This window comes from Shewanella sp. 4t3-1-2LB (assembly GCF_017368415.1).
In the GTDB taxonomy this organism is placed as follows: Bacteria; Pseudomonadota; Gammaproteobacteria; order Enterobacterales; family Shewanellaceae; genus Shewanella; species Shewanella fodinae.
The window spans coordinates 42,357-55,693 of record NZ_JAFNJD010000029.1 but is presented as its reverse complement, the minus strand read 5'-3'; the positions used below and the strand labels follow the sequence as shown (position 1 = coordinate 55,693).

Sequence of the window (13,337 nt, the reverse complement as noted above, 5' to 3'; positions counted from 1 at the left end):
TAAAATGCTCCAAGCATTTAAAGTATTTCCTACATCCTTGTAGGTCACCACATTTTCTAGCACTTCCTCCATCCCTGGAGGTCGTCCCTTGAAAGAATTGCAAGACTTGGTTGAAGTAAGAGAACCAACTACTACAGACAATATAAGGTCGCTTAGCTCAGCTGGGAGAGCACCTGCCTTACAAGCAGGGGGTCACTGGTTCGAACCCAGTAGCGACCACCATTATCAAAGCAACAGCTTTCCGAATTAACGAATTTGCTTGGTGACAATAGCATTGTGGTACCACCTGACTCCATCCCGAACTCAGAAGTGAAACACAATCGCGCCGATGGTAGTGTGGGGTCTCCCCATGCGAGAGTAGGTCATCGCCAAGCGCCTATTTTGTCAGATGCGTAGCGTCTGATAGTAAGAATTGGGCTTCGGCCCAGTGGGGTGGTAGTTCAGTTGGTTAGAATACCGGCCTGTCACGCCGGGGGTCGCGGGTTCGAGTCCCGTCCATCCCGCCACTAATAGCAAGGCCTCGTCAACAGACGAGGCCTTTTGCTTTTTATCCTTTCTATTTTCAGCATGCCTATTTTCCAGTTACAAACCATACCTAAATAATCAAAACCGCTGCCGATTGCCTTTAAAGGTCATTTTGGGTTAATAACAAGATTTTCTAGTCCTGTATGCTGCGGTTTGTGGCAAAATCATACATTTGCGGATTTTTATATAACGTTAATGCTTTCAGTGTCAAAAAACTCTGTTACAAATCAGATGAGTTATTGGCGTATGTTATATAACAACACTGTGACTTACATAGTTATCCACCAACTTAAAGGCGCTATAATGCCTTCAACTGAATTAAGGTAGTGCTCAAGTGGATTGCCGATTAGGGTGTGGTGCATGCTGTATTGCACCATCAATCACCAGTGCGATACCAGGAATGCCAAATGGTAAGCCTGCTGGCGTGCGATGTGTTCATCTGGATCAGCGCAATTTATGTCGTTTGTTTGGTAAGCCAGAACGTCCGGATGTTTGCAGCCGGTTTCAGGCTTCGACGGATGTTTGCGGTGATAGCCGTGACCAGGCACTATGGCTGTTAACTAATCTTGAACAGCAAACTTGTTCTTAACTGTGTAGGGTGAGTCATGCAATTAACACGTTATACCGATTTCGGCGTGCGCACTCTGATGTATCTTGCGATGCAGCCTAATCGGGAAAGTCTATTCCGAATCGCTGAAATCACGGATGTTTTTGATCTGTCCTCTAACCATGTTTCTAAGATTGTGCATCATCTAGGTAAGCTGGGGTATCTACAGACTGTTCGTGGTAAATGTGGTGGTTTTCGTTTAGGGATGGCTCCCGAGGCGATTAATATCGGGCAGTTGGTACGTTCGCTGGAACATTCGTTAGCACCTATTGATTGTGGTAAACCATACTGCCGTTTTGCTCCTGCCTGTAAGCTGCAGGGGATTCTTGGCCGAGCGGTGAAGGCCTATCTGGCGGTATTGGATCAATATACCTTAGCTGATATTGTGACAAACCGTGATGAGCTAGCGGCACTGTTGCCTGAGTTCACCTTGCTTGAGCTTGAGGACTAATCCTCCTTTCTGTTCATAGCCGTTCTTTATTTTCTTCTGGCATCTCAGTTTTTTGTGCCATTTGTAATGGTAGCAAGCTGGATGCCCGGACGAGTTGTATTCCTTCAGTTGATAATTTCTTTAGCTGTGTTTTGAGAAATGAGATTGTTTCTGGATAGGGATGCGCAATCAGCACGACCTGTCCTTCGGTTTTTGCTAGATGAACCGCTTGCTGCAGTTGTTGTGTCAAGGCGGATGTCGAAGTCTGATTATCTAGGAACACTTGACGACGCAGCAAAGGCACTCTGTAAGCATCAGCTTCTTCGCCGGCTTTGGTGTAACGGGTCGTGATACTGTCAACAAAGTAAAGATCCTGTTGTTTAAGCACCGACATTAACCAACTCATTGGTTGATCTAATTGTGTAAGCAGGCTCCCCATATGATTATTGCTACCCTTGGCAAAGGGAACACTACTGATGGCATCCTCCACCCGTTGTTTAAATTCGCTTTCGCTTAGTTGATTGTCGAGTCCGCCTGGCCCCATTGTTTTGCCATTCAGTGCTTGCATAGGTAAATGCACCATGATCTCATGGCCTTTGGCATGAGCTGCTGTGGCTAAACGTGCCCCAAGTGGGGTATGGGGTAACACAGAAAAAGTGACATCTGCGGGCAACGACAGCGCCGCCACATCGGTATGGCGGTAGCCAATATCATCCATAATAATCGCCAACTTGGCGGCCATTAGTTGGGTGCTGCAAGTGAGCAGCAGGCACAAAAGCAATAGGCGCACGTAGATTTTATTTATTGGTTGTGGGTTTCAATCCAACTGATGGCGGCATTGAACTGCTGATCCTGTTTTACAGGATAGCCGGCTCTAGCGATATTGGTTGCCATCGTCAGTGAATCATCACCGTCTTGTAATGTGACTTTTATATCAGGTTCTATCCCCTGAGTGTCAAGCATTTTACCATTAGGTGTAGTGTATCGGGCGGTAGTCAGTTTAATCATGGAGCCACGATCATAAAGATTTGGGATTAAGCTTTGCACCGTGCCTTTGCCAAAGCTGGTCTCACCAACAACTGTCGCGAGCTGGTGATCATGTAGTGCTGCGGTGAGGATCTCAGCCGCTGATGCGGAGCCTTTGTTGATAATGATGACTACGGGTACCTTTGATATCTGTGTACCAGCGGAAGCATAGAAAACTTCGTTAGCATTTATGTATCGTCCTTGTGTCGCCACTATTATCCCTTGGTCAAGAAACATATCGGCAATAGCCACAGCTTGTTCCAGCAAACCACCGGGATTGTCCCGCAGGTCCAGCACCAATCCGCTTATTTTGAGTTGCTGCCAGAGCTGCAGCCAGCGTTGGACATCTCGAGCAGTATCTTGTTGGAAATGAGTAATGCGTAAGTAACCAATATTATCGGCGAGTAATTTTGCTTGAACGGAATGCAAGCGGATGCTGGCAGGCTTAATAGCAACCTCAAACGTAGTTTGACCGCGTGCCATTTGTAAAGTGATCGGTTGCTTTTGTTGCGCTGCAAGTTTTATCTGCTCCAGAATTTGTTGCTGATTGTTCCCGTTGACTGCTTGTTGGTTACAGGCGAGGACTTTATCTCCTGTTTGCAGCCCCGCTGTTGCAGTTGGGGAGTCAGGGAATGCGGTTTGAATAATGAGCGCTTGTTTATTTGCCGCTAGCTCAAAACCGAAACCATAATATTCACCTCGATTGCTGCTTTGCATATCATTGGCTTGCTCAACATTCAGAAAGGCAGAATGACTGTCGAGCATGTTAAAGATGCCGCCAATTGCTGCGTTGACCAGTTGCTCATGGTTTAGTTGATCAACATAGTAGGTTTCGACGGTATCAATGACTTCACGCAGCAATATCAAGTCGCCGGCTGCAGTTGTGTGACGTGGATTTTGGGGGCTATAGCTGGCAACACTCAGCGATATCCCTATCACAATGCCGGTCGTCAGGATGAGCACATAGCGCATCAGTCTGGTCATATGCAGCTCCTGATAGGTTGTGTGAAATTATGTGGGTCAGCGGCGACAGTATTGCGCCGGATCGACGGCTTCCCCCTTGTGACGTATTTCAAAGTATAGGCCAGGTTCGGCTTGACCTCCTGAGCGTCCGACCAGTGCAATAGCATCTCCTGCATGAACTGTGTCACCAACGTCTTTCAGCAGTGCCTGCGCGTGGCCGTAGAGACTCATAAAACCTTTGCCATGGTCAATCACCAGCAGTAAACCAAAACCGCGGAGCCAGTCGGCGTAAATTACTTTGCCAGGGGCAATGGCGTTGATGGCTTGACCTTCAGCGGCACCAATTATCACACCTTTCCAGTTAACGTTGCCGGAACGACGACTACCGAAACTGCTTTTCAAGCTGCCTTTGGTTGGCCAAGATAGCTTACCGCTCAGTTGATCTAATCCGCTCATTGATGGTGTATCACGCATCGCCTTCATGGCTGCTTCAACCACCCGTTTCAGCGAGGCTTCTTCTATCTGTAACTGCTCCAAACCGGAAGCCTTACTGTTGATGACTCGCTGCAGTTCACTCAAGGTATTTTGTCGTTGTTGCTGCTCTTGTTTCAGTTGTGCTGACTGGGCGCGTTGTTTCATTGCCAGTTGATTGAGCTGCTCATTCTCCTGCTGTTGCTGCTGCTGTACGCTAACTAACTCTTCACGTGTCTTTTTCAACTGGTTAATCGCATCCATTCGCGCCTTATTGAGAAACTCATAATAAGCCAGCATACGTTCTACAGTGGTGGGATCTTCCTGATGTAACAGCATTTTGCTGTAGTCGTGATTGCCAGCAAGAAAAGCACTTTTCAGCTGTTTGGCAAGCGTCTGTTGCTGACCCTTTTGTAATTTATCCAGCTCAACAGCGCGCTGGTCCAACGCCATCAGTTTTTTCTGGCTGTCAGCTAAACGTGATTCGGTCTCTGTCACTTGCCGAGCGGCTGTGCCAATCGCCTGTTCGTCTTGTTTGAGCAATGCCAGCAACTGTTCACGTTGCTTACTGCTATCTTTAAGTGCGTTTTGCTGGGCAGCAATCTGCTGCTGAATTTGCTTCAGTTCCGATTGCCTACGCTCCAGATCTGACGCCAGCAGCGAGTGGCTGAATATAAGAAAGCCAGCAATAATGCTGGCTTTGGCTATGACATGCTTATGCACCAGTCTGTATTTACTCTTCTGTATGGATCAATGGATGACCGGTCATCTCCGCCGGAATTTTCTGTCCCAGTAATGTTAATATGGTCGGTGCGATATCACTTAAACGACCACCCTCGTCGATACGGGCTTTACGTCCCATATAGATAAACGGCACTAAGTCACTGGTGTGTGCTGTATGCGGCTGACCCGTGATCTCGTCTACCATCTTTTCAGCATTGCCATGGTCTGCGGTGATAATGCATTCTCCGCCCACGTGCTGTAGCGCGGCTACCACACGTCCCAGACAGGCATCTACCGCTTCACAGGCTTTGACTGCAGCATCAAAGTTGCCGGTGTGGCCTACCATATCACCGTTGGGATAATTGCAGATGATGACATCATATTGAGTTGATTCAATGGCTTCAACCAGCTTGTCGGTTAATTCTGTAGAACTCATCTCCGGTTGCAGATCATAGGTCGCCACTTTGGGGGAGTTGATCAAAATACGATCTTCTCCGTCAAAGGGGCGCTCCAGCCCACCATTGAAAAAGAAAGTGACGTGGGCGTATTTTTCTGTCTCGGAAATACGTAACTGGCGCATCCCCAGTGTCTGCAGGGTTTCACCAAGGGTATTGACCAGTTCTTCCTTAGGGAAAGCGATCGGCGCTTTGATATCAGCGGCATATTCTGTCAGTGTGACAAAATGCAATTGGCATACGCGCTGTCGTTGGAAGCCATCAAAATCTGGGTTGATAAAGGCCCGGGTTAACTGTCGCGCACGGTCGGCTCGGAAATTCATAAAAATCAGCGCATCGCCGTCATGTAATGCGGCGGTCTTTCCCGCTGCCGTGATAGCGGTAGCTGCGACAAATTCGTCATTTTCATCACGTTCATAGGCCGCGTCCAACGCTGCAACAGCGGTGTCAGCTGTATATTTGCCTTTGCCATCGGTGATTAACTGATAGGCCTGTGCCACACGGTCCCAGCGATTGTCTCTGTCCATGGCATAGTAACGGCCAATAACAGAGGCGACGCGACCAACGCCCAGTTCGGTAAATAACTGCTCAAAATGTGCCAGACTGGGGCGGGCGCTGCGTGGCGGCGTATCGCGGCCATCAAGGAAAGCATGCAGATACACCTGCTTGGCTCCTCGCCGCACCGCCATGCGACACATAGCCTCGATATGCTCCTCATGACTATGTACTCCGCCTGGCGACAGCAATCCCATAATGTGCACTGCACCGTTGGCCTGAATGGCATCATCTATTGCTTGCACCAGTGCTGGATTTGTAAAAAATTCACCATCATCAATCGCGTTACTGATGCGGGTCAGTTCTTGATAAACGATACGACCGGAACCGATGTTGATGTGGCCAACTTCAGAATTGCCCATCTGTCCTTCCGGCAGCCCCACATCAATACCTGAGCCGGAAATCAAACTGTGCGCATACTCGGCGTTTAACTTGTCTAGCACGGGGGTTCGCGCATGGTGGATAGCATTGCTGCGAGTTTGTTCTGAATAACCCCAGCCATCAAGGATCAATAACGCCAGTGGTCCTTTAATCGTCTTCATGTGGATACCCGTTAAAATCAAAAACTGTATATAAACTGCCAGCATGGTACTACAGACCTGACAATATAAAAAAGTCATCTGCAAGCGATTGTCCTGATAGCTTTAGTCGCATTGCTCTGTAAGTCAGACCGCTATTCTGCGGCTTAAACAGCTGCAATCTACATTGGCTATGGGTATACTCTGCGCTGGTTCTTAGCTGCCCAATAACAACACAGGCTGTCATAAACATGCAGGAATATATCGAATTTTTCAAAGCCCATCCGATTTTGAGCATGGCATGGGTGGGATTATTTATCGCGCTGCTGGTTACTTGGTTTAAAGGCGCTGTATCCAAAGTTAAACATGTAAACCCCCAAGAAGCCGTGCTAATGGTCAATAAGCAGGATGCGCAGATGGTGGATGTGCGCTCGAAAGAGGATTTTCGCCGTGGACATATTGTTAACGCCGTTAACATTCCGATGGCAGAAATTAAAAATAATACCAACACTCACCTTGAAAAGCTTAAGGACAAACCCATTATACTGGTATGCAATGCTGGGATGACTTCAGCGCAAGCTGGGGAATTGTTGGTGAAGCAAGGTTTCGAACAGGTATTCAGCCTTAAAGGCGGAATGGGTGAGTGGCAATCTGCTAACCTGCCAGTGTCGAAAAGCAAACGTTAATTTTTGTCGGTGGCCGTATGGCGGCTGGCGTCCAGCGCTGTTCCGGCAAACCCGGAGCGGCTAATCAAAGGATGGTGGCCGTTTCTCGGTATCTTTAACACCGTCTTCCGTAATAACAACGGCTCAAGAAAGCCGGGACCAATTGGATAGGTAGCATTATGGCTGAAGTAGCAAATAACGAACAACAAGCCCCACAGTTCAACATTCAACGCGTATATATCAAGGATGTTTCTTTTGAAACACCTAACAGTCCAGCGGTGTTCCAGAAAGAGTGGGCCCCTGAAGTGAAATTGGATCTGGATACTCGCAGCGCTAAGCTGGCAGATGATGTTTATGAAGTGATCCTGTCATTGACAGTCACTGCGCAAAATGGCGAAGAAACAGCGTTTTTGTGTGAAGTTCAGCAGGCGGGTATTTTCACTATTTCCGGTCTGACCGAGCCACAGATGGCTCACTCCTTGGGGGCTTTTTGCCCGAACGTACTATTCCCTTATGCGCGCGAAGCGGTTTCCAGCCTGGTTTCTCGTGGCACATTCCCACAGTTGAATTTGGCTCCGGTTAACTTTGACGCGCTATTTGCCCAGTACGTGCAGTCTCGTCAAGCCGATAACGCCCCATCGACTGAAACTGCTGACGCTTGATACTGATGGCTGATACTGCAGATATCACAGTGCTTGGCGCAGGTTCCTATGGGACTGCGCTGGCCATTTCTCTTGCCAGTAATGGCCATAAGACCGTGCTTTGGGGCCATGAACCCGAGCATGTTGCAAGATTAACTGCTGCCCGTAGCAACGAAGAGTTTTTGCCAGGTATCCATTTCCCAGCGCAACTGGTCATGGAAGCGGATCTTGGCAAGGCATTAGCGGCATCTCGCAACATCCTGTTGGTGGTGCCTAGCCATGTGTTTGCAGACGTGCTGCGAACTGCCAAACCATTATTGCGGCAAGATGCGCGTATTGTCTGGGCGACCAAAGGCTTGGAACCGCACACTGGCAGATTATTGAAGGACGTTGCCCGAGATGTGCTTGGTGATGAATACCCGCTAGCGGTACTGTCTGGTCCCACTTTTGCCAAAGAGTTGGCGGCGGGGCTGCCAACGGCCATTTCGATTGCGGGGACCGATGCTAACTTCACTGCTGATTTGGTGGAGTTGTTGCACAGCCCAAAAAGTTTGCGTGTATATGCCAATGATGATTTTATCGGCCTGCAGCTTGGTGGTGCGGTAAAAAATGTGATTGCCATCGGTGCCGGTATGTCTGACGGTATAGGTTTTGGTGCCAATGCACGTACAGCGCTGATCACTCGAGGTTTGGTGGAGTTAACTCGTCTTGGCTGTGCGCTGGGCGCTAAAAGCGATACTTTTATGGGAATGGCAGGCCTGGGCGACTTGGTGTTGACCTGCACTGACAATCAATCCCGCAATCGGCGTTTTGGCTTGGCGCTAGGGCAGGGTTGTGATGTAGACTCCGCGCAGCAGCAGATTGGTCAAGTAGTTGAAGGCTATCGCAATACCAAGGAAGTCTACACATTAGCGCAACGATTAGGCGTGGAAATGCCGATTACTGAACAGATTTACCAAGTCTTGTATCAGGGCAAATCACCATTAGATGCCGCTAAAGAATTACTGGCTCGTGAGAAAAAATCAGAGACGCCTGGTGAGTAACAGCACAATAAAAAGGATGCTCAAGGCATCCTTTTTATTGTCTGACAGCACTCAATCAGCGCTTTTTTGTAATTTTCGGCGATATAACAGCAGGTATAACGCTGGCAACACAAACAATGATAGCAGCGGTGCCGTGATCATCCCGCCGACCATCGGGGCGGCAATTTTCTGCATCACATCATTACCTGCGCCAGCTCCCCACATGATGGGCAACAATCCAAAGAAGATGGTCGCTACTGTCATGGCTTTCGGGCGAACACGCATGACGGCACCTTCTATCAAGGCAGCCTTTAGGTCGCTGACGCTGTGATACATATTGTGTTGCTGGCGATGCTTAATGGCATTATCGAGGTACACCAACATCACCACTCCAAATTCTGCAGCGACACCTGCCAATGCGATCATTCCCACCGCCACTGCGACAGACATGTTGTAATTCAGTGCGTACAGTACCCAAGCACTGCCTACCAGCGCAAATGGCAGCGACAACATAATCATGCTGGCCTGCAGCGCTGAATTAAAGGTCAGCATTAGCAGGATGAAGATCACCGCCAATGCCATTGGGATAACCTGCTCCAACTTATCGGCCACACGCTGCATGTACTCATATTGTCCGGCAAAACTGTAACTGTAGCGTGGCGGTAGTTGCACCTGACTGGCGAGGATTGGTTTTACTGCCGCAATGTACTCACCGATGGAAGTGCCCTTGATATCCACAAAAACCCAGGAGATCAGGCGGCCATTTTCACTTTTGAGCATTGGTGCGCCGTCAGTGATTTCAATATCGGCCAGATTGCGTAGTGGTAGATAGTTGCCGGATTTTGTGATCACCGGCAAGTCCCGCAACTTTTCGATGTTATCACGCAGATCTCGTGGATAACGCAGATTGATCGGGTAGCGCTCTGCGCCCTGCACTGACTCACCAACATCGGCACCGCCAATGGCATAGCGCACTACATCCTGAATATCGCTCAGCGTCATACCGTAACGTGATGCCACATCCAACTTGGGCGTAATGTCGATATAACGGCCACCACCCACACGTTCGGCATAGGCTGAACGGGTATGGGGCTGTTGTGATAACAAGGCTTCTATCTGCGCCCCAATACGCTGTAACTCTTCAACGTCATCGCCGGTGATCTTGATCCCGACCGGGGTTTTAATGCCAGTAGACAACATGTCTATACGGGTTTTAATGGGCTGAACCCAAGCGTTAGTTAATCCCGGCACTTTTACCGTTTTCTGCAGTTGCTCAATGATGTCATCCAGCTTTATGCCTGGACGCCACTCATCTTTGGGTTTCAGCATAATAGTGGTTTCCAGCATAGTCAGCGGTGCTGGGTCAGTTGCGGTTTCAGCTCGGCCTACTTTGCCAAATACCCGTTTAACCTCGGGCACCGTTTTTATCAGGCGGTCTGTTTGCTGCAGCAGTTCTGACGCTTTGCCTGCACTGATGCCAGGTAGTGTGGTTGGCATATACAGCAGATCACCCTCCTCCAGATCTGGCATAAATTCACTGCCCATATGGCTGGCGGGATACCAAGCACTGGCCAATGCGATTAATGCGGCCAAAATGGTGGTTTTCGGAAAGCGCAGTACCAGCGTCAGCAACGGTTTGTATCCGGCTATTAGCACCCGGCTGATAGGGTTGGCGGTTTCCGAGGGAATTTTCCCTCGGATGAACAGTCCCATCAGCACCGGCACCACCGTGATTGACAGTATTGCCGCAGACGCCATCGCAAATGTCTTGGTGTAAGCCAAGGGTGTAAACAAGCGGCCTTCTTGATCTTCCAAGGCAAAGACTGGCAGGAAACTCAATGTAATAATCAACAGTGAGAAGAACAGCGCCGGCCCTACCTCTTTGGATGCTTCAGCCACAATTTGCCAGTGCTCATTTCCTTGTGGCCCTCGCTCATGCTCATGTCGGAAATGTTCCAAGTGCTTGTGCATGTTTTCAATCATCACGATTGCCCCGTCCACCACCGCGCCAATGGCGATAGCGATACCCCCTAGGCTCATGATATTGGCATTAACGCCCATATGGCTCATCACAATGAACGCCATCAGGATAGACATTGGCAGGGTGATAATGGCTACTAATGTGGAGCGGGCATGCAGCAGAAATAGCAGACACACCAAACTGACCACAACCATTTCCTCAATCACTTTGTGAACCAGATTGTCGACGGAACTCTGGATCAAATGGGAACGATCGTAAGTCGGTACTATCTCCACTCCTGCGGGCAGACCCGCTTTTAACTGTTCCAGTTTTGCCTTAACCGCTTTTATGGTTGCCAACGCATTTTCGCCGTAACGCATCACAATGATGCCGCCCACGGTTTCGCCTTCGCCATTGAGTTCAGCAATACCACGGCGAGCCGCCGGGCCTTTGCGAATCGTGGCAATATCGCGAAGCAATAGTGGGGTGCCAGATGGACTGGTAACCCCCAGCGGAATTTCACCAAAATCTTGTAAGGTTTGGCGGTAGCCCTTGGCGCGAACCATGTACTCGGCCTCCGCCATCTCTACTACCGAGCCACCCACTTCGCTGTTGGCCTTGTTAATCGCCGATTTCACGCTGGCGATATCCAGTTTGTATATCGCCAATTTATCTGGGTCCAACACTATCTGATAGGTTTGTTCCATGCCGCCAACGGTGGCAACTTCAGATACCCCAGGCACGCTCTGCAACTCGAGTTTCAAGTACCAATCTTGTAGGCTCTTGAGCTGTGAAAGATCAAATTTGCCGCTTTTGTCCACTAATGCATATTCAAAAATCCAGCCAACGCCGGAGGCATCAGGCCCTAACGACGGTTGTACACCTTCCGGCAGTCTGCTGCTGATCTGGCTTAGGTATTCCAGTACCCGAGAACGAGCCCAGTAGATATCGGTGCCATCTTCGAAAATCACATAGACATAGGAATCACCAAACATGGAGTAACCGCGGACGGTTTTGGCGCCAGGCACTGCCAACATGGCGGTGGATAGTGGATAAGTGATTTGCTCTTCCACCAATTTTGGGGCTTGCCCAGGATATGCAGTCTTGATGATCACCTGCACATCAGACAAGTCCGGCAACGCATCCAAAGGGGTCTTTTGTAGGGCATGAACACCCAGTGCTGCCACTATCAGCGCAATGATAAGGACCATCACCCGCTGGCGGATGGCCGCATCAATGATGGTCTTCAGCATTGTGTGCCTCCTGATGTTGGCTGCTCAAACGCATCAAGCTGCCTTTCAGGCTGGCTTCTGAATCCAGCAGGAATTGCCCAGAGATCACCACATTTTCACCATCACTGAGGCCGTTGAGGATCTGTACCATGCCTCGGCTCATCATGCCGACATCAACACGACGGGCAACAAAGCTGTTATCGGCAGCTTTAACGATGACGCGGTTCTCTTTGCCGGTTTGGATCAGTGCTTCTTGTGGGATCACCAAAGCATTTTCGTTGGCACCCCCGAACAGCGAAACCTTGGCAAGGGTGTTGGGTCGCAGGTGTGAGCCTTTATTGGATAACACTACCCGAACCCGTAAACTACGGGTAACCGGGTCCAACTCTGGATAGATGTAGTCGATTTTGCCTTGTAATCCCTTAATACCCATGGCGGGAACACTAACCTCTGCTGGTTGTCCTACCGCCAGCCAGCTTTGCTCATTCTCGAACACATCCGCTATTACCCATACCTTGTTGAGATCCACCATCGACAGTATCTCGGTTGCGGGTTGCAGATACATGCCATCACGAATGTCCAGCGTTTTCACGTAGCCGCTGGATTCTGCATAAAAGGGGACTCGATATAAGGTCTTACCGGTTTTAGCCAGTTGTTTTATCTGCTCTTGATTCAGCCCCAGCAATTCAAGGCGCAACCCGGCTTTGCGCAGCAGTTCTTGGTAACGTTCACTGTTACCAGAACGTTTCAGCGTATCTTGGGCTAACAGAAAGTCATCCTGTGCATTGACCAGATCCGGCGAGTAGATTTCGTAAAGTAGTTGACCTTGTTTTATCTCATCGCCTGCCGCTTGTACCGAGAGATTTTCGACCCAGCCATTGACGCGGGAATGTATGTGGGTGATCTGACTTTCGTCATAACCGACTTCACCTACCGTATCGACAAAACGCCACATGGTTTGCCGCTGAGCCTTGGCCACTTTCAGTGCCAGCGCTTGCTGCATTTGCCCAGAAACATCGACCTTCACGGTATCCTGGTGGGCTCCCATTTCTACTTTTTCCAGCGTCATGCCACAGATGGGACAGGTACCGGGAGTATCGCTGACGATCTGGGGGTGCATTGGGCAAACATATTTAATAGTGCCGCCATGTGTTCCCTGGGTACTGTCAGCATTGCTGAATACTTTTTGGGTATTGGCAGCTTGTTTAGTTGTCATTGACTTATTGCCGGACATATCCATTGCTGGTTGCGTAGCGGACTGTTCAGCGGAGTTTGTCGCGTTGACGGATGTAGGCGACTGCTCTGGCTCAGTGGCTTCATCCTTTACCAGAAACATACCACAAATTGGGCAACGACCTGGTTTATCACTGCGTTCTTGCGGATGCATCGGACAATAATATTCTCCTTGGGCGGTTGCACTGGCTTGGTGCTGATGTTCCTGATGTTCATCAGTCACCGCCTGTGCTTGCAGGCTCCATTGCGAGCCTGTAGCCAGCATCAAGCTCAGGATACAGGCTAGGTTACGACGGTTGTTGTTGCTCATA

General features: G+C 49.4%; 11 protein-coding genes, 2 tRNA genes and 1 rRNA gene. 8 read left to right on the top strand and 6 right to left on the bottom strand.

Annotation, left to right across the window (positions count from 1 at the left end; all coding sequences use genetic code 11):
* Nucleotides 1-146: 146 nt before the first annotated feature.
* The 5 genes from J3L11_RS11910 to J3L11_RS11890 all read left to right on the top strand — a co-directional run bounded on the left by J3L11_RS11910 (nucleotide 147) and on the right by J3L11_RS11890 (nucleotide 1,583).
* Nucleotides 147-222: transfer RNA gene (locus tag J3L11_RS11910), tRNA-Val, on the top strand.
* 36 nt (nucleotides 223-258) lie between these two features.
* Nucleotides 259-374: ribosomal RNA gene (gene rrf, locus J3L11_RS11905) — 5S ribosomal RNA — on the top strand.
* 55 nt (nucleotides 375-429) lie between these two features.
* Nucleotides 430-506 (top strand) — tRNA-Asp (locus J3L11_RS11900).
* Between the two features lie 353 nt (nucleotides 507-859).
* Nucleotides 860-1,114, top strand: coding sequence for a YkgJ family cysteine cluster protein (locus tag J3L11_RS11895; protein WP_189618980.1), 255 nt, complete (start codon nucleotides 860-862; stop codon nucleotides 1,112-1,114).
* A gap of 16 nt (nucleotides 1,115-1,130) precedes the next feature.
* The gene (locus J3L11_RS11890) at nucleotides 1,131-1,583 is read left to right on the top strand and encodes an Rrf2 family transcriptional regulator (protein WP_133038979.1); all 453 of its coding nucleotides are present in this window, start codon (nucleotides 1,131-1,133) and stop codon (nucleotides 1,581-1,583) included.
* Between the two features lie 13 nt (nucleotides 1,584-1,596).
* Here J3L11_RS11890 and J3L11_RS11885 read toward each other — a convergent pair whose 3' ends face one another.
* Genes J3L11_RS11885 through gpmM form a run of 4 tightly spaced genes read right to left on the bottom strand, consistent with a single transcriptional unit; the run spans nucleotide 1,597 to nucleotide 6,297 of the window.
* Nucleotides 1,597-2,352 (bottom strand): divergent polysaccharide deacetylase family protein, encoded by a 756-nt coding sequence (locus tag J3L11_RS11885; RefSeq protein WP_207571121.1) that lies wholly within the window; start codon nucleotides 2,350-2,352, stop codon nucleotides 1,597-1,599.
* 11 nt (nucleotides 2,353-2,363) lie between these two features.
* On the bottom strand, nucleotides 2,364-3,572 hold the full coding sequence (locus J3L11_RS11880) for a S41 family peptidase (RefSeq protein WP_207571120.1): 1,209 nt from the start codon (nucleotides 3,570-3,572) through the stop codon (nucleotides 2,364-2,366).
* A 36-nt stretch (nucleotides 3,573-3,608) separates the two neighbouring features.
* Nucleotides 3,609-4,745 (bottom strand): peptidoglycan DD-metalloendopeptidase family protein, encoded by a 1,137-nt coding sequence (locus J3L11_RS11875; RefSeq protein ID WP_207571119.1) that lies wholly within the window; start codon nucleotides 4,743-4,745, stop codon nucleotides 3,609-3,611.
* Nucleotides 4,746-4,755: 10 nt separating this feature from the next.
* A complete protein-coding gene (gpmM, locus tag J3L11_RS11870; protein WP_207571118.1) occupies nucleotides 4,756-6,297 on the bottom strand; it encodes a 2,3-bisphosphoglycerate-independent phosphoglycerate mutase in 1,542 nt (513 codons plus the stop codon).
* Between the two features lie 227 nt (nucleotides 6,298-6,524).
* Here gpmM and J3L11_RS11865 point away from each other — a divergent pair, with 227 nt between their 5' ends.
* From J3L11_RS11865 to gpsA, 3 genes are all read left to right on the top strand, one after another.
* On the top strand, nucleotides 6,525-6,959 hold the full coding sequence (locus J3L11_RS11865; RefSeq protein ID WP_133038974.1) for a rhodanese-like domain-containing protein: 435 nt from the start codon (nucleotides 6,525-6,527) through the stop codon (nucleotides 6,957-6,959).
* A gap of 158 nt (nucleotides 6,960-7,117) precedes the next feature.
* Nucleotides 7,118-7,600, top strand: coding sequence for a protein-export chaperone SecB (secB, locus tag J3L11_RS11860; RefSeq protein ID WP_207571117.1), 483 nt, complete (start codon nucleotides 7,118-7,120; stop codon nucleotides 7,598-7,600).
* A gap of 5 nt (nucleotides 7,601-7,605) precedes the next feature.
* Nucleotides 7,606-8,622, top strand: a complete 1,017-nt coding sequence (gene gpsA, locus J3L11_RS11855; protein ID WP_207571116.1) for an NAD(P)H-dependent glycerol-3-phosphate dehydrogenase — start codon at nucleotides 7,606-7,608, stop codon at nucleotides 8,620-8,622.
* A 51-nt stretch (nucleotides 8,623-8,673) separates the two neighbouring features.
* Here gpsA and J3L11_RS11850 read toward each other — a convergent pair whose 3' ends face one another.
* Both J3L11_RS11850 and J3L11_RS11845 read right to left on the bottom strand, forming a co-directional pair.
* Complete coding sequence (locus J3L11_RS11850; protein ID WP_207571115.1) at nucleotides 8,674-11,814, bottom strand: efflux RND transporter permease subunit; 3,141 nt, start codon at nucleotides 11,812-11,814, stop codon at nucleotides 8,674-8,676.
* Nucleotides 11,795-13,336 carry an efflux RND transporter periplasmic adaptor subunit gene (locus J3L11_RS11845; protein ID WP_207571114.1) on the bottom strand — a complete coding sequence of 514 codons (1,542 nt, stop codon included), beginning with the start codon at nucleotides 13,334-13,336 and terminating at the stop codon, nucleotides 11,795-11,797. Before J3L11_RS11845 ends, J3L11_RS11850 begins: the two co-directional genes overlap by 20 nt.
* Between the last annotated feature and the right edge of the window lies 1 nt (nucleotide 13,337).